This is a genomic window from Salinispora sp. CH2A1_6, assembly GCF_056820975.1.
Map to the genome: position 1 here is coordinate 443,346 of NZ_JBXEDG010000016.1, position 22,361 is coordinate 465,706.

General features: G+C 71.6%; 16 protein-coding genes and 1 pseudogene. 11 read left to right on the plus strand and 6 right to left on the minus strand.

Going from position 1 to position 22,361, the window contains the following annotated elements:
* Positions 1-138 precede the first annotated feature (138 nt).
* A complete protein-coding gene (locus tag AC1UKG_RS23115) occupies positions 139-3,507 on the plus strand; it encodes a S8 family serine peptidase (RefSeq protein ID WP_482643157.1) in 3,369 nt (1,122 codons plus the stop codon).
* A 49-nt stretch (positions 3,508-3,556) separates the two neighbouring features.
* Here the strand turns inward: AC1UKG_RS23115 and dapD are convergent, their stop codons facing one another.
* Complete coding sequence (gene dapD, locus AC1UKG_RS23120) at positions 3,557-4,516, minus strand: 2,3,4,5-tetrahydropyridine-2,6-dicarboxylate N-succinyltransferase (protein WP_018726095.1); 960 nt, start codon at positions 4,514-4,516, stop codon at positions 3,557-3,559.
* Positions 4,517-4,540: 24 nt separating this feature from the next.
* On the opposite strand from dapD, the gene dapE reads away from it, so the two are divergent.
* The 9 genes from dapE to nudC all read left to right on the plus strand — a co-directional run bounded on the left by dapE (position 4,541) and on the right by nudC (position 18,005).
* Entirely contained in the window at positions 4,541-5,614 is a 1,074-nt protein-coding gene (gene dapE, locus AC1UKG_RS23125) for a succinyl-diaminopimelate desuccinylase (RefSeq protein ID WP_018744145.1), read from the plus strand.
* A 50-nt stretch (positions 5,615-5,664) separates the two neighbouring features.
* Positions 5,665-6,516 (plus strand): LOG family protein, encoded by an 852-nt coding sequence (locus AC1UKG_RS23130; protein ID WP_018813981.1) that lies wholly within the window; start codon positions 5,665-5,667, stop codon positions 6,514-6,516.
* A gap of 2 nt (positions 6,517-6,518) precedes the next feature.
* Positions 6,519-7,064: an LOG family protein gene (locus AC1UKG_RS23135; RefSeq protein ID WP_482643028.1), complete on the plus strand. Its 546-nt coding sequence runs from the start codon at positions 6,519-6,521 to the stop codon at positions 7,062-7,064.
* 128 nt (positions 7,065-7,192) lie between these two features.
* Entirely contained in the window at positions 7,193-10,624 is a 3,432-nt protein-coding gene (locus tag AC1UKG_RS23140) for an ATP-dependent helicase (RefSeq protein ID WP_482643027.1), read from the plus strand.
* Complete coding sequence (locus AC1UKG_RS23145; protein ID WP_482643026.1) at positions 10,621-14,070, plus strand: ATP-dependent helicase; 3,450 nt, start codon at positions 10,621-10,623, stop codon at positions 14,068-14,070. The genes AC1UKG_RS23140 and AC1UKG_RS23145 overlap by 4 nt, the downstream gene beginning before the upstream one ends.
* Before the next feature lie 102 nt (positions 14,071-14,172).
* Complete coding sequence (locus AC1UKG_RS23150; RefSeq protein WP_018729274.1) at positions 14,173-14,355, plus strand: hypothetical protein; 183 nt, start codon at positions 14,173-14,175, stop codon at positions 14,353-14,355.
* Between the two features lie 52 nt (positions 14,356-14,407).
* Complete coding sequence (locus AC1UKG_RS23155) at positions 14,408-15,721, plus strand: M16 family metallopeptidase (protein ID WP_482643025.1); 1,314 nt, start codon at positions 14,408-14,410, stop codon at positions 15,719-15,721.
* Positions 15,718-17,061 carry a M16 family metallopeptidase gene (locus AC1UKG_RS23160; protein WP_018744139.1) on the plus strand — a complete coding sequence of 448 codons (1,344 nt, stop codon included), beginning with the start codon at positions 15,718-15,720 and terminating at the stop codon, positions 17,059-17,061. The genes AC1UKG_RS23155 and AC1UKG_RS23160 overlap by 4 nt, the downstream gene beginning before the upstream one ends.
* Complete coding sequence (nudC, locus tag AC1UKG_RS23165; protein WP_018744138.1) at positions 17,058-18,005, plus strand: NAD(+) diphosphatase; 948 nt, start codon at positions 17,058-17,060, stop codon at positions 18,003-18,005. The genes AC1UKG_RS23160 and nudC overlap by 4 nt, the downstream gene beginning before the upstream one ends.
* Positions 18,006-18,155: 150 nt before the next feature.
* Here the strand turns inward: nudC and AC1UKG_RS23170 are convergent, their stop codons facing one another.
* The 3 genes from AC1UKG_RS23170 to AC1UKG_RS23180 all read right to left on the minus strand — a co-directional run bounded on the left by AC1UKG_RS23170 (position 18,156) and on the right by AC1UKG_RS23180 (position 19,950).
* On the minus strand, positions 18,156-18,431 hold the full coding sequence (locus AC1UKG_RS23170) for a hypothetical protein (protein ID WP_018744137.1): 276 nt from the start codon (positions 18,429-18,431) through the stop codon (positions 18,156-18,158).
* A 237-nt stretch (positions 18,432-18,668) separates the two neighbouring features.
* Positions 18,669-18,896: a DUF397 domain-containing protein gene (locus AC1UKG_RS23175; RefSeq protein ID WP_018813977.1), complete on the minus strand. Its 228-nt coding sequence runs from the start codon at positions 18,894-18,896 to the stop codon at positions 18,669-18,671.
* 73 nt (positions 18,897-18,969) lie between these two features.
* Positions 18,970-19,950, minus strand: a complete 981-nt coding sequence (locus AC1UKG_RS23180) for a Scr1 family TA system antitoxin-like transcriptional regulator (protein ID WP_026325314.1) — start codon at positions 19,948-19,950, stop codon at positions 18,970-18,972.
* A gap of 158 nt (positions 19,951-20,108) precedes the next feature.
* On the opposite strand from AC1UKG_RS23180, the gene AC1UKG_RS23185 reads away from it, so the two are divergent.
* On the plus strand, positions 20,109-21,416 hold the full coding sequence (locus AC1UKG_RS23185; RefSeq protein WP_482643024.1) for an MFS transporter: 1,308 nt from the start codon (positions 20,109-20,111) through the stop codon (positions 21,414-21,416).
* Here the strand turns inward: AC1UKG_RS23185 and AC1UKG_RS23190 are convergent.
* A pseudogene (locus AC1UKG_RS23190) lies at positions 21,385-21,498 on the minus strand (NrdH-redoxin); the annotation flags it as partial. The gene AC1UKG_RS23185 and the pseudogene AC1UKG_RS23190 overlap by 32 nt on opposite strands.
* A gap of 577 nt (positions 21,499-22,075) precedes the next feature.
* Positions 22,076-22,339 (minus strand): mycoredoxin, encoded by a 264-nt coding sequence (locus AC1UKG_RS23195; RefSeq protein ID WP_018744133.1) that lies wholly within the window; start codon positions 22,337-22,339, stop codon positions 22,076-22,078.
* Positions 22,340-22,361 lie beyond the last annotated feature (22 nt).

A 22,361-nucleotide genomic window follows, 5' to 3' on the forward strand; every position in this document is an offset into this window, starting at 1 on the left:
TGGAACGTTATCTGCCGGATGCCGGAGCGTGCGCTGGGGAGTGAAATTCTGCCCCTCGTCAATGCGACTCCCGTAGATGTAATCCTCGACGAGGAGGCCCCGTTGCACCGGAGAAGAACAACGGCCGTCATCGGCCTCGTGCTCACGCTGGCGTTGACCGCGCCGACCGCCGCTTTCGCCGCGCCGACCGCCGCTTTCGCCGCGCCGACCGCCGCTTTCGCCGCGCCGACCGCTGCTTCCGCCGCCACGGCAGGGGCCGCGAAGGTCGAGTCCGACAGGTTGCACACCGTTACCTTGATCACCGGGGACCGGGTCACGGTGACCGCCGCCGGCAACGCCGAGGTGCGTCCCGGCCCGGGCCGGGAGGACATGCGCTTCCTGATCGATCACGAGCGCGACGGCCAGCTCTCCGTCGTGCCACAGGATGCGGTCGCGCTGATCCAGGCCGGTCGGGTCGACCGTCGGCTCTTCGACATCACCGGGCTTATCGACGGCGGCTACGACGATGCCCGTCGGGACACGCTGCCATTGCTCGTGTCGTACTCGGACGACCCGGGTAGCCGTGGTGCGGGGGCGCTGGCTGGCGCGGGGGTGACCCGCGAACTCCCGGCGATCAATGGTGCCGCGGTGACCGCCGGCAAGTCCGATGTCGCCGCGGTCTGGTCCGCTCTCAGCGTGGGCATGACCGGCGTCCGGTTCGGCGCGGAGGAGGGCGTCGAGCGGCTCTGGCTCGACGGTCGTCGCACGATCAATCTCGACCACAGCGTCGGTCAGATCGGGGCCCCCGCCGCCTGGTCGGCGGGCCTCACCGGATCGGGGGTAACCGTGGCGGTGCTGGACACCGGCATCGATGCCACCCATCCGGACATGACCGGCAGGATCGCCGAGGCGCGCAACTTCACCGGGACGCCCGATGCCAGCGACACCGTCGGGCACGGGACCCACGTCGCGTCGACCATCGCCGGCAGCGGTGTCGCATCCGAGGGCCGGTACAAGGGCGTGGCGCCCGAGGCGACGCTGCTCGACGGCAAGGTCTGCGAGGACGTCGGCTGCCCCGAGTCGGCGATCCTGGCCGGTATGCAGTGGGCCGCGGTCGACCACCGAGCTGACGTGGTCAACATGAGCCTGGGCGGGCCGGACAGCCCAGAGATCGACCCGCTGGAGGAGGCGGTCGAAGCGTTGACCGCGCAGACCGGCGCGCTCTTCGTGATCTCGGCCGGCAATGCCGGCCGAGACGGTACGGTGGGCTCTCCGGCCAGCGCGGACGCCGCCCTGGCCGTCGGGGCGGTCGACCGTGAGGACGAACTCGCCGACTTCAGTAGCCGGGGACCGCGGGTCGGTGACGACGCGCTGAAGCCCGACATCACTGCCCCCGGGGTGGACATCGTCGCCGCCCGGTCGGCCCACGGCTTTGTCGGTGAACCGGTAGGGGATTACTACACCCGGCTCTCCGGTACCTCAATGGCCGCCCCGCACGTGGCCGGTGCGGCGGCGCTGCTTGCCCAACAGCATCCGGACTGGGCGGCGGAGCAGCTCAAGTCGACCTTGATGGCGGCCGCCCGGCCGCATCCGGCGCAGACCGCCTACCAGCAGGGGGCCGGGCGGGTCGATCTGACCCGGGCGATCGGGCAGACGGTGACCAGCGACCCGGTCAGCGTCTCCTTCGGCTTGGTCCGCTGGCCGCACGACGACGACCAGCCGGTCACCCGTGCCGTCTCCTGGCGCAACTCGGGATCCAGCCCGGTCGCGCTCGACCTCACGGTCGAGGCGGCCGGCCCCGACGGCGAGGCGGCGCCCGTCGGCATGTTCACCCTCGGCACGGACCAGGTCACCATCCCGGCCGGCGGCCGGGCCGAGACTACCGTCACCGTGGACACCCGGCTGGGGGAGGCCGACGGCTACTGGACCGGTCGGGTGGTGGCTCGCTCCGGCGACACCGTGGCGGTCACCCCCTTGGCGGTGAACCGTGAGGTGGAGAGCTACGACGTCACCCTGACCCACCGGGATCGGACGGGAGCGGCCGCGGCGGAATACTGGACCGGCCTGGTCGGGCTGGATTCGTTCCAGGTATGGCGCGCCTACGACGCCGACGGGACGGTGGAGGTGCGGCTTCCGAAGGGCCGGTACGGGCTGAAGTCGACGATTTTCGCGCCAGCCGGGGAGGGATCCGTCGGCGTCAGCGATCTGGCTGCGCCGGAGCTCGTGATCGACCGTGAACGAGCTATCACTGTGGACGCGCGGACCGCGGAGCCGATCCGGGTCACCGTCCCCCAGCGGGATGCGACATCGGCTGTGGTCGACATCGGTTCATCCTTCTACAGTACCGACGGCGGGTCCTACAACCTCTCCCTGAGGGCGGCCAACTTCGACGACATCACCGTCGGTCAGATCGGGAACGGCAGCGTCTCCGACGAGATATTCGTCGCCACCATCAGTAGTCAGTGGGCCGATCTGGAGGCAGCCCACAGCCCTTACCTGTACGCGCTCAGTGAGGCGATTCCGGGACGGGCGCCCACCGGCTTCGTTCGGGACTACCGCAAGAGCGACCTCGCCACCGTGCAGCACCGGTTCCACGGTGGCTACGAGGGGATGGTCGCGGAGCGGTATGTCCTGGCCACGCTGGAGCATCCCATCTTCGGGGCAATTGTCAGGCTGCCCACCACGGTGCCCGGCCAACGGGTCGAGTATTACAACACCAGGGGGGTCCGCTGGAGCAGCGTGATCAATTTTGCCGCACCGGACCTGAAGGTGGCGTGGCAGGAGCCGACCGCCTGGCTGGCGTCCGAGCCGACCGCATACCGGGCCGGCCGGACCACCCGGGAAGTCTGGAACAGGGCACCGCTCGGGCCGTCTTTCCCCGTGCTGACCGTGGACGACCCGGCGGACTTCATTCACGTGAGCCGGTTGGGCGACACCATTCACGCCGGTATCCCGGTCTTCAGCGACGCCGCCGGTCACCGCGGTAACTCCCGGGAAGAGACCGAGCGGATGCGGCTGTGGCGGGACGGGGAGCTGATCGGCGAGTCGGAGCTGGCCCGTTTGGGCGAGTTCTCGGTGCCGCCGGCCGAGGCGGACTATCGGCTTACCGTCGAGGCGACCCGCGACTTCACCGATCTCAGCACTGAGGTGGAGTCCACCTGGACCTTCCGTTCGACACACGAGGCCGGTCCGGAGCCGGTCCGGCTACCGCTGTCGTCGCTCCGGTTCAACCCGCCGCTGGCCGCCGACAACAGTGCCCGCGCCGGTCGGCTGCTGCCGATCCCGGTCGAGGTGCGGCGCCAAACCGGTGCGGGCACCGCGACCGTCGCGAAGCTGACCGTTGACTCCTCGTACGACGGTGGGAAGACCTGGCGGAAGGTGCCCGTACGGCGTACGGGTGGCGGCTGGACCGCCCTGGTCCGGCACCCCGACGACGCCTCGGGACACGTGTCGCTGCGGGCCCACGCCCGGGACACCGAGGGCAACACGGTGAGCACGCGAATCCTGCAGGCGTACCGCCTGAAGTGAGTCACTCCGGTGGTTCCGCGGTAGCGCCGCGGAACCACCGGTCACCCGGTCAGTCGTTGGCGTGCAGCGCGGCGTTCAACGCGATGCCCTGCCCGGAGCGCGGCTTCGCCTCGAGTCCGCCGGTGACCGAGTTGCGCCAGAAGAGCAGACCGTCGACGCCGGTCAGCTCGCGCGCCTTCACCACCCGACCGTCCGGCAGCGTGAGCTTGGAGCTGGCCGTGATGTAGCAGCCCGCCTCGACCACGCAGTCGTCGCCGAGTGAGATACCCACGCCCGCGTTCGCGCCGATCAGGCTCCGTTCGCCGATGCGGACCTTCTCGGTGCCGCCCCCGGAGAGGGTGCCCATGATCGAGGCGCCGCCACCGATGTCGGAGCCGTCCCCGATCAACACGCCCTGCGTGATGCGTCCCTCGACCATGGAGGCGCCGAGCGTCCCGGCGTTGAAGTTCACGAAGCCCTCGTGCATCACCGTCGTGCCGGAGGCGAGGTGGGCGCCGATCCGGACCCGGTCCGCGTCGGCGATCCGGACGCCGGAGGGCACCACGTAGTCGGTCATTCGGGGGAACTTGTCCACCCCGTACACGGTCAGGTGGCGGCCGGCGGACCGCTCGATGACCCGCAACTCGTCCACCCGCTCCGGCGGGCAGGGCCCGGCCGAGGTCCAGGCGACGTTGGCCAGCTTGCCGAAGATGCCGTCGAGGTTGAGCTCGTTGGGCCGCACCAGCCGGTGCGAGAGGAGGTGCAGCCGGAGGTACGCGTCCGCGGCGTCCTTGATCGGGTCGGCCAGCGAGCCGAGAACGGTCACCAGCTGGACGGTCCGCAGACCCGGCAGCGCCCGGTCCCCGACCGCTCCCGGCGGCAGGTCGAGGACATCCGCCTCATCCTCGCCCGGGACCAACGGCAGCTCGCCGAGGCCCAGCTTTCCGGTCGGGTACCAGGTATCGAGCACCTGGTCGTCAGCGGTTACGGTGGCCAGGCCGATGCCCCAGGCAGACTGCGTAGTGGTCACCTCTGTGACGGTACCGTGCGGATTATGAAGAACCCGTTGACCCCCGAGGTCCTCGCCGATCCGGTGGCCCTGACCCGTGCCCTGGTCGACATCGAGTCCGTCTCCCGGAACGAGCAGGCGATCGCGGACTGTGTCGAGGATGTGCTGCGCGGTGTGCCGCACCTGACCACCTATCGGTACGGCAACACCGTGATGGCCCGCACCGACCTCGGCCGGGACCAGCGAGTGGTGCTCGCCGGCCACCTCGACACGGTCCCGATCAACAACAACTTTCCGGCCACCGTGCGCGGCGACCTGATGTACGGCTGCGGCACCTCCGACATGAAGAGCGGGGTCGCGTACGCGTTGCACCTCGCGGTAACCCTGGCCGAGCCGCGGTACGACGTGACGTACTTCTTCTACGAGGCCGAGGAGATCGAGTCGACGTATAACGGTCTCTTCCTCGTCTCCGAGGCGCACCCGGAGTGGCTCACGGCCGACTTCGCGCTGCTGCTGGAGCCGACGCACGGGATCGTCGAGGCGGGCTGCCAGGGCACCCTGCGGGCGACCGTCGCCACCAGCGGCGTACGGGCGCACTCGGCGCGCTCCTGGCACGGCGTCAACGCGATCCACGCCGCTGGCGAGGTGCTGCGCCGGCTCGAGGCGTACGAGGCCCGCCGGGTGACGGTCGATGGTTGCGAGTACCGCGAGGGGATGAACGCGGTGCGCATCAACGGCGGGGTCGCTGGCAACGTGGTGCCCGACCGCTGCACGGTCGAGGTCAACTATCGGTTCGCGCCGGACCGGAGCCCGGAGCAGGCCGAGGCGCATGTGCGGGAGGTGTTCGCCGACTTCGAGGTGGCGATCACCGACCTGGCGGCCGGCGCGATGCCGGGGCTGGAGGCCGCGCCGGCGCAGGAGTTCCTGGCTGCCGTCGGTACCGCACCGATCGGCAAGCTGGGCTGGACGGATGTCGCCCGCTTCGCGGCGTTGGGCACGCCGGCGCTGAATTTCGGCCCCGGGGACCCCAACCTCGCCCACCACCCGGACGAACACGTCGAGATCAGCAAGATCCGCGACGGTGCGGCGGTGCTGCGGCGCTGGCTCTCGGTCGCCTGAACGGCCCTGCTCGCTCCGCCCGTCGGCGCCTCTCCACTACGGTTGCCTGCATGAGCGAGAGCAACGGACGGGAGGCAGCCGGTGCGGCCCGGCGGGACCAGCACCGGGGCGCTGGGACACCACGTCGGTCAGTGGTCGGTGGCAGCACCGCCGACCAGCGGCTGCTCGACTCCCACCAGCGCAGTGACTGGAAGACCCGGGATGCCTGGCGGGCACTGCGGATCCTCTCCGAGTTCGTCGAGGGCTTCGACACCCTCTCCGACCTGCAGCCAGCGGTGAGTGTCTTCGGCTCGGCGCGGAGCCTGCCGGACAGCCCGGAGTGCCGGCTGGCCGAGGAGTTGGGCGGGGCGCTGGCCCGGGCCGGCTACGCGGTCATCACCGGTGGCGGTCCGGGGGTGATGCAGGCGGCCAACCGGGGGGCCAGCGAGGCCGGCGGGCTCTCCGTCGGCCTGGGCATCGAACTCCCCTTCGAGCAGGGCATCAACGACTGGGTCGATGTGGCGATCGAGTTTCGGTATTTCTTTGCGCGGAAGACCATGTTCGTCAAGTACGCCCAGGCGTTCGTGGTGCTTCCGGGTGGTTTCGGCACGATGGACGAGCTGTTCGAGGCCCTTACCCTGGTGCAGACCGGCAAGGTGACCCGGTTCCCGGTGGTGCTGATGGGCGCCGACTACTGGCGCGGGTTGCTCGACTGGCTGCGGGACACGATGGCGGCCGGGGGTAAGATCGGAGAGGTTGATCTTGATTTGATCTGTCTCACCGACGACGTGAACACCGCAGTGCGGCACATCGTCGAGGCGGAGGCGGTGCTCTCCGCCGAACAGGAGGCGATCCGTGAGGAGTCCGTCGCCATCACCGCGGCCGAGCAGCGGGCCGCGGCGGACGAGGGGGGTCGGGGCTGACCGTGGCGGCGATCTGTGTTTTCTGCGCGTCTTCCCGCACGCTTGACCAACGCTTTCTGGACCTGGCGACCGATACCGGCGCGGAGCTGGCCCGCCGCGGTCACACGCTCGTCAGCGGTGGTGGCCGGGTCGGGATGATGGGGGCGGTGGCGGTCGGCGCGCGGGCCGCCGGCGGGCGGACGCTGGGCGTTATCCCGCAGTCCCTGGTTGATCTGGAGGTCGCTGACCTCGCCTCCGACGAACTCCTGGTCACCGAGTCGATGGCCGACCGTAAGACCATAATGATCGACAAGTCGGATGCCTTCCTCACCCTCCCCGGTGGCCTCGGCACGCTGGACGAGCTCTTCGAGGTCTGGACGACCGCCACGCTGACGCTGCACAGCAAGCCGATGGTGCTGGTGGATGCCGATGGCTTCTACCGCCCGCTGCTCGACTGGCTGGGGGGCCTCGCCGGGCAGACCTTCCTGAAGCCGGCGGGCCTGGAGTTGCTTCCCGCCGTGGCGACCGTCCCCGCGGCCCTCGACCTCCTGGAGTCCCGGCTGAGCTGAACACCGCCGCATGGGTCCTGCCGGCGGTAGCCGGCAGGACCGCCCCGGCTGGCGTTGCGCGGTGGTCAGGGCAACCGGTGGGCGTGGGCGGATGTGGATCTGTCGGCCGGGTCTGGTGGGATGGGGGGATGCAGGCATACCGGCTGGTGCGCCGGTCCGGCGGGCCGGCGGAGGCGCCCACTCCGGCGGGCGAGCACGCTCTGGTGGGCGAGCAGAGTCGGGTGGGCGAGCACGGTCGGTTGGGCGAGCAGAGTCGGTGGGGCGGGCGGATCGACGACCCCCGGCAGGCGGAGGTGATCGACCACACCATCGGGCCGATGCTGGTGCTCGGTGGACCGGGCACCGGCAAGACCACCACCCTGGTCGAGGCGGTCGCCGCGCGGGTAGCCGAGGGGGTGGATCCCGAGCGCATCCTGGTGCTCACCTTCAGTCGCCGGCAAGCCGCCGGTCTGCGCCAGCGCATCGAGGCCCGGATCGCCGGCGCCGGCCCCCGGGTGCTGCGGGAGCCATTGGTGCGCACCTTTCCGGCGTACGCGTTCGGGCTGTTGCGCCGAGCCGCCGCGGAGCGCGGCGAGCCGTCGCCCCGGCTGCTCACCGGCCCCGAACAGGATCTGATCATTCGGGAGTTGCTGGACCTGGTGGGCGAGGAGCCGGATGCCGATCCGGTGGGCTGGCCGGAGGACCTGCGCCCGGCCCTGCGTACCCGCGCCTTCGCCAGCCAGCTGCGGGACCTGCTGATGCGGGCTGCCGAGCGGGGCGTCGGTCCGGTGGAGCTGGCCCGGCTGGGTGAGCGGCTCGGCCGGGCCGACTGGCCGGCCGCCGCCCGGTTCCTCCGGGAGTACGTCGCCGTGCTCGCGCTGCGCGATGTCGGCAACCGCGGTTCGATCGCCTACGATCCGGCCGAGCTGGTCCGGGCCGCCACCGGCATGCTGCTCGACGATCCGGCGCTGCTGGCCGCGGAGCGGCGCCGGCTGGTGCATGTCTACGTGGACGAGTACGCCGATACCGACCCTGCCCAGCAGGAGCTGCTGGCGACCGTGGCGGGAGGCGGCAAAACGCTGGTCGTCCTCGCCGATCCCGACTCCTCCACCTACGGCTTCCGCGGTGCCGAACCGGGCGGTGTGGTGACCTTCCCGCACCGATTCCGGACCGCCTCCGGGGCGCCGGCCGCGCAGATCGTGCTCACCACGTCGTACCGGGCCGGTCCCCGACTGCTGGCGGCGCACGCGCGGCTGGCCCGCCGGCTGCGTGGCCCGGCCACGCACCGGCGGACCCGGTCGTCACCCGCAGCGGCGGCGGGTGTGGCGGAGGTCCGTACGTTCCGCTCGGCCGCCAGCGAGGCGGCCTGGCTGGCGCACGCGCTGCGGGCGGCGCATCTGCTCGACGGGGTGCCCTGGTCGGAGATGGCCGTGGTGGTGCGCTCCACCGGGCGAGCGCTGCCCTCGCTGCGGCGCGCCCTGCACGCCGCCGGGGTGCCCACCGTTGTGCACGGTGACGATCTGCCGCTGCACCTGCAACCGGCGGTCGCCCCGCTGCTGCTGCTGTTGCGCTGTGCGCTCGCCCCGGACCGGCTCGACGAGGAGGCGGCCGTCGCCCTGCTGCACTCACCGTTGGGCGGGGCGGATCCGCTGGCGGAACGGCGGTTGCGGCAGGGGCTGCGGGTGATGGCTCTGGCCGCCGGCGACCGCCGACCCTCCGGCGAGCTGATCGTCGAGGTGCTGCGGGACCCGGCCGAGCTGGCCGGCATCGACCGCCGGTGGGCGGAGCCGGCGCAGACGGTGGCCGGTCTGTTGGCGGTTGCCCGGGAGGGGGCCGCCCGGCCGGGTGCCACCGCCGAGGAGGTGCTCTGGGCGGTCTGGCGGGCCAGCGGCCTCGCCGACCTTTGGTCGGCGGCGCTGGCCCCAACCCCGGCGGCGGGAGAGGGGGAGATCGCCCGACGTCGTCGCGCCGAGGCGGCCGACCGGGACCTGGACGCGGTGTTGGTGCTCTTCGACGCCGCCGCCCGGTTCACCGACCGGCTGCCCGGGGCGCGGGTCGAGGTCTTCCTCGACCACGTGCTCGGGCAGGAGCTGCCCGCCGACACCATAGCCCCGACCGCGGACCGGGGCGACGCGGTACGGCTACTCACCGCGCACGCCGCGAAGGGGCTGGAGTGGGATCTGGTCGCCGTCGTCGGAGTGCAGGAGGGCGTCTGGCCGGACCTGCGGCTGCGGGGCAGTCTGCTCGGGTCGGAGCGCCTCGTGGATGTGCTGGCCGGCCGCTCGACCGGCGAGGGGCCGCGGGTCTCCGTCGTTGGCCAAACCTCGGCCCTGCTGGACGAGGAGCGGCGGCTCTTCCACGTCGCGGTGACCCGGGCGCGACGTCGGCTGATGGTCAGCGCTGTCGCCAGCGCCGCCGTCGGTGGCGACGACCACGACGAGCAGCCGAGCCGGTTCCTGCACGAACTCGGCGTGGTCGATCCGCCATCGGACGGGGGCGCGGGACCGGGCGAGGGTGCGGGACGAGCTGAGGGTGCGGGACCGGGCGACGCGGGGACGGCCACGTTGCCGCTCAGCCGGCCGCCCCGGGCGCTCACACTGGCGTCGCTGGTGGCGGAGCTGCGCACCGCGGTGACCGACCCGAGCGCGCCGGTACTCCGGCGGCGGGCGGCCGCGGCCGAGCTGGCCCGACTCGCGGCTGAGGGGGTCGCCGGGGCGCACCCGGATGACTGGTGGGGGCTGCGTCCGCTCTCCGACGAACGGCCGTTGGTCGCCGACGGCGAGCCGGTGCGGGTCACCCCGTCCGGGATGGAGAGCGCCCTGCGGTGCAGCCTGCGCTGGCTGCTCGAACGCCACGGCGGGGGCGCGCCGGCCAGCGCGGCGCAGGGGGTGGGAAATCTGGTGCACGCCGCCGCGATGCTGGCCGAGAACGCCCGCTCGGACCGGGGGGCCCTGCTCGACTACGTGGCGGCCCGGTTCGACGCGATCGAGCTGGCGGCCCGGTGGATGGTCGGCCCGGAGCAGGCCCGCGCCGAGGCGATGGTGGACAAGCTGCTGCGCTGGCTGGCCACCAACCCACGTCGGCTGCTCGCCATCGAGCACGAGTTCGCCGTCCGACTGGATGATCCACAGCACCCGGTCGACCTGGTCGGCCGGGTGGACCGGCTGGAGGTCGACCCGGACGGTCGGCTCGTGGTGGTTGACCTCAAGACCGGCAAGTCGACCGCGGTGACCGCAGCGGACCTCGCCGAGCATCCGCAGCTGGGCGCGTACCAGGCGGCGGTCGAGGCGGGCGCGTTCGCCGAGTTCGGGACCGAGTCCGGGGGAGCGTCCCTGGTGCAGCTCGGCACCGGCGCCAAGGAAGCCCGGGAACAGGCCCAACCGCCGGCCGGCGAGGGGCCGGCGGCCGGCTGGGCGACCGCGCTGGTACGCCGTACCGCCGAGACGATGGCCGCCGCCACCTTCGCCGCGGTCGCCAACTCGAAGTGTCGGGTCTGCCCGGTGCGCACCAGTTGCCCGGTGTCCGGGCAGGGGCGCCAGGTCGTCGAACCCTCGAGCACTCGCCCACCGGAGGGCCCGTGACCCAGCCGACCCTGTTCAGCGCGGCGGCCCCGACTCCTCGGAGTCCCGATGCCGGGCCCCGGTACACCCCGGTCGAGTTGGCGAAGCTGCTGCGCCTGCCGGCGCCCACCCGGGAACAGGCGGCCATCATCGCGGCCCCGGTGGAGCCGTTGCTCGTCGTCGCGGGCGCCGGTTCCGGCAAGACCGAGACGATGGCCGCCCGGGTGGTCTGGCTGGTGGCCAATTCGTATGTCCAACCGGAGCAGGTGCTCGGTCTGACGTTCACCCGCAAGGCCGCCGGGGAGTTGGCGCACCGCGTCCGAACCCGGCTCGGTCAGCTCGTTCGCCGGCTAGGCCGTAGTGGGCGACACCCGCTGGACGATCCGTTGTCCGGCGAACCGACGGTCGCCACCTACCACTCGTATGCCGGGCGGGTGGTGACTGAACACGGGCTGCGCGCCGGGTACGAGCCCGCCACCCGGCTGCTCACCGAGGCATCTCGCTGGCAGCTCGTCGACCTGATCGTGCGTACCTACGACGGTGATATGTCTGAAGTGGACCGGATGCCGAGCACGATCACCGATGCGGTGTTGGCCCTCGCCGGCGAGTTGGATGAGCACCTGGTCGAGCCGGACCACCTGGCGGCCTGGACCGGGCGGTTCTTCGCCGACGTGCAGTCCCGCCCCGGCCGCGTCTACGCCGACGTTCGTCGGGCGCTCACCCTCGCGCAGGTCCGGTTGAAGCTGCTACCGCTGGTCCGGGCGTACGCCCGGCGCAAAAAGGATTACGAGGCGATGGACTTCGCCGACCAGTTGGCCCGGGCGGCCCGGGTCGCCCGGGACCACCCGGTGGTCGGTGAGATCGAGCGGGACCGCTACCGGGTGGTGCTACTCGACGAATACCAGGACACCAGCCACGCCCAGGTGGTGCTGCTGAACGCGCTCTTCGGCGGCGGGCATCCGGTGACCGCGGTCGGTGACCCCTGTCAGTCGATCTACGGCTGGCGTGGGGCGAGTGCGGGCACCCTTGACCGGTTCCGCACCGAATTCGCCCAGGCCGATGGCGCTCCGGCCCAGGTCTGCACCCTGACCACCAGCTGGCGCAACCGACCGGAGATCCTGGGGGTGGCGAACGCCCTCGCCACCCCGCTCCGCGCCGCCGGCGCCCGGGTACCGGAGCTGCGTGCCGCGCTCAGCGTCAAGGATCCGATCCCGCACCGCACCCCCCGCGGGGTCGCTGCCGGCACCGTCCACTGCGCGTTGTTGGACACCTACGCGGACGAGGCGAACTGGATCGCCGACAGCCTGCTGCGCGCCTGGCAGGGAGCGGCGGGGATGCCCGGCGCGTTGCCCGAGCACCTCCCGGTCGTGGCACGCCCCACCACCGCGGTGCTGGTCCGGCTGCGCAGCCAGATTCCGGCGATCGAGTCGGCGCTGCGGGCCCGAGGCCTGCCGGTTGATGTGGTGGGGCTGGGCGGCCTGCTGGACACGCCGGAGGTGCGGGACGTGGTCTGCACCCTGCGGGTGCTGGCCGACCCGACCGACGGGGCGGCGCTGCTTCGGTTGCTGACCGGTGCCCGGTGGCGGATTGGGCCGCGGGACCTGGTGGCCCTGCACCGTCGGGCGCGGGCCATCGCCGCCGCCCGCCGGCAGCTCGCGGCGGACGACGAGCCGGAGATCGTCCCGGATGTGCTGGACGAGGCGACTCTGGTAGAGGCCCTGGCCGATCTGGGGCCGGCGCCGGCGTACTCGGCGGAGGGCTACGCCCGGCTCCGCGCCGCCGCCCAGGAACTGGGCCTGTTGCGTTACCGGCTGGACCAGTCGCTGCCAGACCTGATCGCGGACGTCGAGCGGACGATCGGCCTGGACGTGGAGGTGGCGGTGCGGGCCGGCCGGGACGGGGCCGGCGATGCGGGGCTGGCCCGGGGGCATCTGGATGCGCTCGGTGACGTCGCGGCCCGGTTCAGCGGAGAGACGCCGGGTGCCACGCTCTCGGCCTTCTTGGCCTACCTGGCGGCGGCGGAGGACGAGGAGCGCGGGCTGGCCCCCGGTGAGGTGGAGGTGGTCGAGGGGGCGGTGCAGATTCTCACCGCGCACGCGGCCAAGGGCCTGGAGTGGGACATCGTGGCGGTGGCGGGGCTGAGCCGCGGGGTGTGGCCGGGCCCGGTACGCAACTCCGATCACTGGCTGGGCGGGCTGGGGGCGCTGCCGTTCCCGCTGCGCGGCGACGCTGAGGGGTTGCCGGTGTTGGCGCTGGCCGCGGCGGAGGAGCAGCGCGGGGTGGCGCAGGCCCTGGCGGACTTCACCGCAGCGTGGCGGGCGCACGACGAGCGGGAGGAGCGGCGGTTGGCGTACGTCGCAGTGACTCGTCCCCGCCGGCTGCTGCTCTGCTCCGGGCATTGGTGGGGGGAGGGCACCAAACGCCCGCGTGGCCCCTCCGCGTTCCTGCGTGACCTGCATCAGGCTTGCCGGGACGGTGGTGCTGGGCAGGTGGTTGACGAGTGGGCCGCGGAGCCCGCCCCGGACGCGGTGAATCCCACGACCGAGGTGGTGCTTCGGGCGGAGTGGCCGGCTGACCCGTTGGGTGCCCGTAGACCGGTGCTCACCGAGGCAGCCGCGCTGGTCCGGCGCTATCTGACGGATGGGGTGCCGACCCGTCCGGCACCCGGCGGCGTGGCGGTGGCCGGCACTCCGGTGCCGGGTGTGGACGACCTGGCTGCGGACGATCCGGGCGGCGACGACCCGGAGGTGGCACGCTGGCGCCGGGAGGCCGATCTGCTGCTCGCCGAGCGGGCCGAGTTGACCCGGCAGGCTGGCCCCATCGAGGTCGCGCTGCCCGCTGCGCTCTCGGTTACCCAACTGGTGGCGCTGCGGCGGGACCCGGCGGCCCTGGCCCGGTCACTGCGCCGGCCCCTGCCCACCGAGCCGAACCCGTACGCCCGTCGGGGTACCGCCTTCCATACCTGGCTGGAACAGCGGTTCGGGGCTGGCCGGCTGCTCGACGTGGACGAGCTACCCGGCGCCGCGGATGCGGATGCCGCGCCGGACGAGGCGCTTGCCGAGCTCCAGGAGCGCTTCCTGGCCAGTGAGTGGGCGGATCGGACGCCGGTTGAGGTCGAGGTGCCGTTCGCGACGGTGATCGCCGGGGTGGTCGTCCGGGGCCGGATGGACGCGGTCTTCGGCCGGCCCGGCGGCCGGTTCGACGTGGTGGACTGGAAGACCGGCCGGCAGCCCAGCGGAGCTGCCGCTGCCGCGGCAGCGGTGCAACTCGCCGTCTATCGACTGGCCTGGGCGGAGTTGGCGGGAGTTCCGGTTGCCCAGGTGGGGGCGGCGTTCCATTACGTCCGGGACGCGGCGACGGTGCGGCCGGTGGACCTGCTCGACGCGGTGGGCCTCACCGCGCTGATCGCCGCGGTTCCGGAAGAACACGGGGTTGAGGGGACCACCGTCGGCGGAGTCAGTAATTAGCGTTGGCTGGGTCTGAATGGTGACTGTGGCCGGCAGCCGGGCCGGCGAGGCTGGGTCCGAGGGGATGACACCGGCCGTCCGTTCGGTGTGGGAGGGGTATGAATGACGGGGCAAAGCGGCCTGGATGCGGTACGGGAACTGCTGTTGGTTGCGGCGGTCGCCGTGGTCGGGGTACTGCTCGCCCTGATCGTCGTCTTTAGCCCCTGGCACGCCGTGCCGGACAAGGCCGCGCCGGCGGCCCCGGTTGAGCTGCGCAGTCCGGAACCGACAGCGACCGTGGGCTGAGTCCGGCGGGAGGCCATCGGTGCGTCAGCGCGGACGGGTTAGGGTCGAACGCGTGTCGACCACGCGCAGAGCGACGATTCCAGCAACGAGATACCCCGTCGAGCGACTCACACTCGACGACGGCCTGCGGGTGGTGCTCACCCCGGACCGCAGCGCCCCGGTGATCGGGGTGGCAGTCGTCTACGACGTCGGCATCCGCTCCGAGCCCGAGGGGCGCACCGGATTCGCGCACCTCTTCGAACACCTGATGTTCCAGGGCTCAGAGAACCTGGAGAAGCTGGCCCACTTCCGGCACGTACAGGGGGCGGGCGGCACCTTCAACGGCTCCACCCACCTGGACTACACCGACTACTACGAGACGTTGCCGGCCAACGCCCTCGAACGGGCTCTCTTCCTTGAGGCGGACCGGATGCGCGGCCCTCGGCTGACCGAGGAGAACCTGCGCAACCAGGTCGACGTGGTCAAGGAGGAGATTCGGGTCAACGTGCTCAACCGGCCGTACGGTGGGTTTCCCTGGCTCACCCTGCCACCGGTGCTCTTCGACACCTTCCCCAACGCGCACGACGGCTACGGGTCCTTCACCGACCTCGAGTCGGCGACGGTGGCCGACGCCGCCGACTTTTTCCAGCACTACTACGCCAGCGGTAACGCGGTACTGGCGGTCAGCGGCGACATCGACGTAGCCGAGGCGGTTGAGCTGGTCGAGCGGCACTTCGGCGACGTGCCGGCCCGTCCGGCCCCGGCCCGGCCAAGCTTCGCCGAGCCGGACCTGGCCGCCGAGCGGCGGGTGTCGTACACCGACCGGTTGGCCCCACTGCCGGCGGTCGCCTCGGCGTGGCGGGTGCCGGACCCGATCGGCGACTTCGCCGGCTACCTCCCGTACGCGGTGCTCGCCGAGGTGCTCACCGACGGGGACGCCGCCCGGCTGGTCGAGCGGCTGGTCCAGCGGGACAGGTCGGTCACCAGCGTCGGCGGCTACCTGGGCTTCATGGGGGACCCGTTCGATGTCCGCGACCCGACGGCCCTCCTGCTCCAGGCGCATCTGCCACCCGAGGGGGACGTGGACAAGGTGCTGCAGACGGTGGATGAGGAGCTGGACCGGCTGGCCACCGACGGGCTGACCGACGGTGAGCTGGCCCGTACCCAGGCCCGGATGGCCACGCACCTGTTGCGCGACACGGACGCGGTGCTCGGCCGGGCCCTACGGATGGCCGTCCTGGAGCAGCAACGCGGTGAGCCCGGCCTGCTCAACGATTTGCCCCGCCTGGTCGGCGAGGTCACCGAGGAGTCGGTCCGCGCCGCCGCCGCCACCCTGCGCCCACAGCGTCGGGCCACTGTCGAGGTGCTCGCGGGGGCGGAGCAGTGAGCGGCGCGATGACGACTGCGTCGCGCATCCTGCCGCCGCTCGGTCCGACCCGGAAACTGCACCTGCCGAAGCAGGCCGAGCGTACGCTCGGCAACGGTCTCACCGTGATCGCGGTCCGTCGGCCGGCGGTGCCCCTGGTCGAGCTGCGGCTCGGGATGCCGTTCGGGCAGGTGCACCCGGCCCGGGCCGCGATGCTCGCACAGACCCTGCTCTCCGGTACGACGACGCTGACCGGGGTGCAGATCGCCGCGGAGTTGCAGAAGGTCGGCGGTGGGCTCTCCGCCGGGGTCGACCCAGACCGGCTGATGCTCTCAGGCGCGGGCTTGGTGACTGGCCTGGACCGGATGCTGGAGCTGCTGGCCGGGGTGCTGACCTCGGCGGCCTACCCGGCCGACGAGGTCGCCACCGAGCGGGACCGGCTGGTTGACCGGATCCAGCTGGCCCAGTCCCAGCCCGGACACCTGGCCCGTACCGCCCTGCTCAAGCGGATCTACGGCCGGCACCCGTACGCGGTGCAGACGCCGACCCCCGAGCAGGTCCGCGCGGTGCGTCCGAGCGTGCTGCGGAAGCTGCATGACGAGCGGGTGCATCCGACGGGTGCGGTCCTGGTGCTGGTCGGGGATGTCCAGCCGGAACGGGCGTTGGACGCGGCCGAGCAGGCACTCGGCGGCTGGAATGGCGCCGGTCGGGTGGTCGAGCTACCGGCCACGCCACCGTTGGAGCCGGGGCCGCTACTCCTCGTTGATCGCCCCGGATCGGTGCAGTCGTCGCTGCGGATGGCGCTGCCGGCGGTGCCGCGCACCGACCCCGACCATGCCGCCCTGCAACTCGCAAACCTGATTTTCGGAGGTTACTTCTCGTCCCGCTGGGTGGAGAACATTCGCGAGGACAAGGGCTACACGTACGGACCGTATTCGTTGGTCGAGCACTCGGTCGCCGGGTCGGTCTTGCTCGCCGCCGCCGAGGTGGCCACTGACGTGACCGGGGCGGCGTTGCTGGAGACCCAGTATGAGTTGGGTCGGCTGGCCTGCGTCGCACCGGAGGCGGAGGAGCTGGAGCAGGCCCGCCAGTACGCTCTCGGCACGCTCCAACTCGGCATCTCCACCCAGGCCGGGCTGGCGGCGCTGACCAGCGCGTACGCGGGCAGTGGCCTGCGCCTGGACTTCTTGGCCGAACATGCGGCGCGGCTGGCGAAGGCGACGGTGGCTGATGTCGCCGCCGCGGCGGCCCGGTACCTCGCCCCGGCCCGGGCGGTCACCGTCGTGCTGGGGGATGCCCAGCGGGTCGCCGGGCAGTTGGGGACGCTCGCCGAGGTCGTGACCGAACCGGCGGGTCCGTGACGGACGGCGGACCGGCCCCGATGCTGGCTCGCTCCACCCTGGACCGAGCCGCGCACCGGCGTACCGATCCCGACTGGCTGGGGCAGGCCTGGGGGCGGTGCCGGGTGCTCGTGTTGGACAGCGGTGACGGGGGGCGGGCGCTGGTGTCAGCCGGGCCGGAGCCACCGACGTTGGTGCTGGTCGGCCCGGAGGAGGTGCCGGAGGGGGCTGCCCAGCGGGCGGTATTTCTCGGTGTTGAGCCCGATGGCGTCCCGGTGTTCACGGTGGACGCGCCCCTGCCGGTGTTCCCCGGCACCCGTGCGGCACACCCGTTGGAGATCGGTCACCTGCTCACCGATCGGGACGCGGGCTTGCTCACCACCGGTCTGGCCCTGCTCAACTGGCACCGTGGGCACCGGTACTCGCCGCGAACCGGGCAGGCCACCACGATGGATGAGGGCGGTTGGTCCCGGGTCGCCCCGGCGGGGGAGCGGATGTGGCCGCGGACCGATCCGGCGATGATCGTCCTGGTGCACGACGGGGGGTCTGGTCGGGACGGGCGCTGCCTGTTGGGCAACAATGCCGCTTGGCCGCGGGTCCCGGGTGAGCTGCGTTTCTCCTGCCTCGCCGGCTATGTGGAGCCCGGGGAGTCGGCCGAGGCGGCGGTGCTGCGTGAGGTACGCGAGGAGGTTGACCTTCCGGTCACGGACATCACGTACGTGGGTAGCCAGCCCTGGCCGTTCCCCGGTTCGTTGATGCTGGGTTTCCAGGCGGTGGCGGACCCGCGGCGTCCGGTGCGGGTCGACCCAGCGGAGATCGCGTCGGCCCGCTGGTTCACCCGGGGCGAGGTTGGCGCGGCGCTGGCCGGGGAGAGCGTTGCCGTCCAGGGTGCTCGACTGGTCCTGCCACCGCCTTCTTCGATCGCGTCCTTCCTGCTGCGCTACTGGCTCGACGGCCATTGTTGAGGGCGGGTGCCGGCGGACGGACCCGAACGTGGTCCCGGCCCGCGACCGCCGTTGCCGCGACGGTCACGGGCCGGGGACCGTGCCGCCGAGACCGGCTTGGGGCGAGGAGCGCGGCGGGGTAGCCGGCCGGTCCGACGGACGGCGAGCCGCTCAGCTACCCCGGTCGTCCGGCCAACTCGGCCAGGCGGACGGGGGCTCGTCGAGCGGGAGCACCTTGACCCGTTGCCGACCGGCACGGACCGCGCCGACCGCGGCGAGGGCGCGAGCGAGCAGAAGTGCGGCTTCGCGGTTGTCGGCGTGGACGACCTGCCGGCGTGGCTCGGGCGCGACGGTCTCGTCGCGCAGCCGGCCCCCGTGGGCCCAGGCGGAGGTGAGGTCCACGTCAGCCGCCGTGCGGACATCGGTGCGAACGATCAGGAACCGCATATCGGTCTCCGGATGAGTGCCGCGACGATCGGGAACGGAGTGGAAGTTCCACGTCACTGTGGGTCATGCTACGCCGGGTAGCAGGCCTGGCAACCGAAATGCCGCGATCGACCGGCATAGTGGCCGATCGGGCGAGGGTGCCCGGGCCGGGTGCCCGAACCACCGCCGCCGGGCGTTCGAAGACGATGCGGGGCCGCCGGTGTGCCTACGCACCGGCGGCCCCGACGAAGCTGCGAGTCAGACGCGGTCGAGCTGGCCTTCCTTGGTCGCGGCCAGGAAGTGCCGCCACTCGCCGCGGTCGAACAGCAGCACCGGACCGCCCCGGTCCTTGCTGTCCCGGAGGGCCACTGTCGCTGGCATCGGTGCTACCTCGACGCAGTTCGAGGTCTGGCTGCGGGTGCTCTTTCGCCATGCCGCTCGCGCCAGCTCGGAGAAGACGGTCGGCGTGTCAATGATCTCGTTCATGGTGTTGCACTCCTGTGTGAACCGGCCGATGGACGAGTAGTGCCCGCACGGACCGACGCTGGGTGCCGGTGGGTCAGCGCTCCGTCAATCGCCCGGGGCGCCGGCGACGCTGGACCGGCGGTGTTGCCGCCCCGACCGCCGCTGCCGACGAGGGTGCTGCATCGAATGGTCGTCCCCTGGCCTGATCCAGCCAGGAGAGAGTGTCCGATGCAGGGAGTGCTGCCGCGCATAACCACTCAAAGACCACTTTATAGCGATTTAGGATTTTTGCCTCGGTTGACATGGTGTTCAAGAACGCGCTTTCGATCGCGAGTGTCTCGGGATCCTGCGGGTCGGTGAACCGGTAGAGGGAGAACGCCGTCGGTGGCAGGTACCAACCGCTCGCCTGGGTGTCCCGCGGCAGCACATGCAGCGTGACGTTGGGCAGTTTCGCCAGCTCGTAGAGCTGCGTGAGCTGCTCCCGCAGCACATCGGCCGGCCCGGCCCGGCCCCCGAGCGCCGTCTCCTCGAGTATGGCCGTGTACCGGGGTGCGTCCAGTCCCCGGGTGAGCAGCGACTGACGGGCCAGCCGCGCGCCCACCTCGGTCTCGATATCCTCGGTACCATCCGGCTCGCCGGCCGCTTCGTCGACGTCCCGAGCGGAGGCGATTCGGATGCGGGCGTAACCGGGCGTCTGGAGTAGCCCCGGTACGAGCAGCGGGTGATACTCCGAGATCTCCACACAGCCCGCCTCCAACTCGGCGAAGCCGCGCTGCTGCGGGGTCATGACCGGGTAGTTCCGAAGCCAGCCACGGAAGTCGCCGGCCTCCCCGGTGATCGTCAGCAACTCGTCCCGCAGCGTCACGTCCACCCGGTAGAGATCGAGCAGCGCCCGGACATCCTGCGGGTCCGGCCGGCTACGACCATTCTCCAGGCGAGACAGTTTGGAAGCGGAGGCCCAGCCGACCCGCTCGACCACCTGGTCCCCGGTGAGGCCGGTGGTCTCGCGCAGCCGACGCAGTTCGGTGCCCAACCTGCGGCGCCGCAGGATAGGGCTGGGTGCGACTGGAGGCACGTGTCCTCTTTTCCGTAGACCGTCGTAGATACGACGGTAACTCTCTGAATTCGCCCCTAACCCTCAGTATGGAACGACGCGGCCGGCGCCGGAGGTTCTGGCGGGGGCGTGTCTCGACCAAAGGCGGCACACCGTGTACCACTTCCGACGGAGGGTAGATGCGTACCGTCCTGCGCCGTCCGGACTTCCGGCTGCTCTTCGGTGGCCTGGTGGCCAGCATGACCGCCGAGTCGATCCTGCTGCTCGCGCTCGCCATCTGGGTCAAGGAGCTGACCGGGTCGAGTGGACTGGCCGGGGCCACCATCTTTGCGATCATCGCCCCGATGACGCTGGCACCACTGGTCGGCTGGATCGTTGACCGATATCCGCGCCGGCCCCTGTTCGTGGCCGCCAACCTGGTCACGGCCGCCCTGCTCACCCCGTTGTTCGCGGTCGGAGACCGGACCGACCTCTGGCTCATCTACCTGGTCGCGATCTTCTACGGCCTGTCGTACATCACCCTCAGCGCAGGGCTCAGCGGCCTCCTGCGGCACCTGGTGCCAGCGGAGTTGCTGGCCGACGCGAACGGCGTGTTACAGACGGTGCGGCAGGGGCTGCGGTTGGTCGGTCCGCTGGCGGGGGCCGCTCTCTACACCGCCGTCGGCGGCGGACCGTTGGCGGGCGTGGCGATGGTCGGGTTCGTGGCCGCGGCGGTGCTGGTGGGCCTGCTCCGGGTCACCGAGCCGCCCCGGCCGCGACCAGCGGGCCGCGGCCGCTGGCGGCCGGGCTGCACCCGGCCGTCCAGCTCGGCAGGGTCACCGCGCCGTACGTCGCGCTGGTCCACCGAGCTCGGCGCTGGCCTGCGGTACCTGGCCGACGAGCCGGCGCTGCGCCGGGCGCTCCTCGGCTACGGTCTCGGTTCGCTGGTGATGGGCTTCAGCGAGTCGTTGATCTTTGCCTACGTTGACCACGGGCTTCGCCGCGACGCGGCGTTCGTGGGTGTGCTCGTGACCGTGCAGGGTGCGGGTGGCCTCGTTGGTGGGCTGGTCTCCTCCGGCGTGATCCGGCGGGTGGGAGAGGTCGGTGCGCTCGCGGTGGGGGTGGCGCTGTTCGGGTCGGCAGCGCTGACGCTCTCCTATCCCAACCTCTGGCTGGGTTGCGCCGCCCTCCTGCTGGCTGGGGCGTCCCTGCCGCTCACCATGGTCGGCCTGCACACGCTGATCCAGCGGCGTACCCCGGCACCGCTCATCGGGCGGGTCGCCGCCGGCGCCGATGCGGCGGTCAGCGGTCCGCGGGCCGTGTCGATCGGGGCCGGTGCACTGCTCGTCGGCGTCTTCGACTACCGGCTGCTCTTCGTGGTGGTGGGCCTGGTCACCCTGCTGGCGAGTAGCTACCTCTGGGGTGGGCGCCGGCTGAGCCCGTCGGCCCAGCCGGCGCCCGTCGGGCCCGTACCGGTCAGGCGGAGTTCTCCGACAGGTGCTCCTTGACCTGCCGAATGGTGGGTTTGGTCAACGCGCTGCCGTCCGCGAAACGCAGCGTCGACACAGTCTGCAGACTTCCCCCGTTGATCAGCCGGAGCCCTGGAGGCAATCCTTGAACACGCCCAGAGCACTGGGTGTCGTCCGCCTGTCGGTCTCCAACGAGAACCAGACCGGCGAGGAGGCGCAGCGTTAGACCACGTCAGCGTCCTGAAGATCGACCGCATCGCCTGATCCGTCCGGCACCTGACTGAGCTGATGGAGTGGTGTGCAGCCAACGGCAAGGGCCTCATCGACCCCTGTTCCTCGCCGACGCGTCGGACCCCTTCGCGGCCGGCGCATCGACTACCTCCGCCGCTACTCGCAGCCGATGGAGTTGTCGGGAACCGGGGAGGTCGCCGATAGCAAGGTCCACCTACACGGCACCTTGGCAGGCGAGGACATCACGACAGCCGGTCACCTTCACCGCGCCGTGGTCGGGGGCTTCTTCGTTCGGGCCTCTCTGGCCTCGGTTGGCGCGCTTGATGACCTTGTAACCGTGGGTAAGGGGTTATACCCCCACCCTTCTCACGCGGGCGGCAAGCCGCTCAGAGCTACGGAGAAGCCCCGGCTTACTGCCGGGGCCTCCGATGCTGTCACGCCACGTACGGGGCTTCAGGTGCGCTCGATCAGCTACCGATGCCTGCATCGGCTAGAGCGCTCTTGACCTGCACGATCGAGGGATTAGTCATGACGATCTCGTCCCCACCGGTGGCGGGAACTATGCGGATAGTCGGCACGGTCTGGTTGCCGCCGTTGACGCTCATCACGAACTCGGCGGCCGCCGGCTCCTGCTCGATGTCGACCACCTCGTACCCGATGCCCTCCCGGTCCAGCTGTGACTTCAGTCGGTGGCAGTAGCCGCACCAGGGCGTGGAGTACATCGTCAACATCGGGAGACCTCCAAGGGGTTGG

Excerpts from the sequence above, each read along its gene's own strand:
- dapE (WP_018744145.1), top strand. The coding sequence starts at position 4,541 with ATGAAGAACCCGTTGACCCCCGAGGTCCTCGCCGATCCGGTGGCCCTG.
- AC1UKG_RS23130 (WP_018813981.1), top strand. The coding sequence starts at position 5,665 with ATGAGCGAGAGCAACGGACGGGAGGCAGCCGGTGCGGCCCGGCGGGAC.
- AC1UKG_RS23140 (WP_482643027.1), top strand. The coding sequence starts at position 7,193 with ATGCAGGCATACCGGCTGGTGCGCCGGTCCGGCGGGCCGGCGGAGGCG.
- AC1UKG_RS23150 (WP_018729274.1), top strand. The coding sequence starts at position 14,173 with ATGACGGGGCAAAGCGGCCTGGATGCGGTACGGGAACTGCTGTTGGTT.
- AC1UKG_RS23170 (WP_018744137.1), bottom strand. The coding sequence starts at position 18,431 with ATGCGGTTCCTGATCGTTCGCACCGATGTCCGCACGGCGGCTGACGTG.
- AC1UKG_RS23175 (WP_018813977.1), bottom strand. The coding sequence starts at position 18,896 with ATGAACGAGATCATTGACACGCCGACCGTCTTCTCCGAGCTGGCGCGA.
- AC1UKG_RS23185 (WP_482643024.1), top strand. The coding sequence starts at position 20,109 with ATGCGTACCGTCCTGCGCCGTCCGGACTTCCGGCTGCTCTTCGGTGGC.
- AC1UKG_RS23195 (WP_018744133.1), bottom strand. The coding sequence starts at position 22,339 with ATGTTGACGATGTACTCCACGCCCTGGTGCGGCTACTGCCACCGACTG.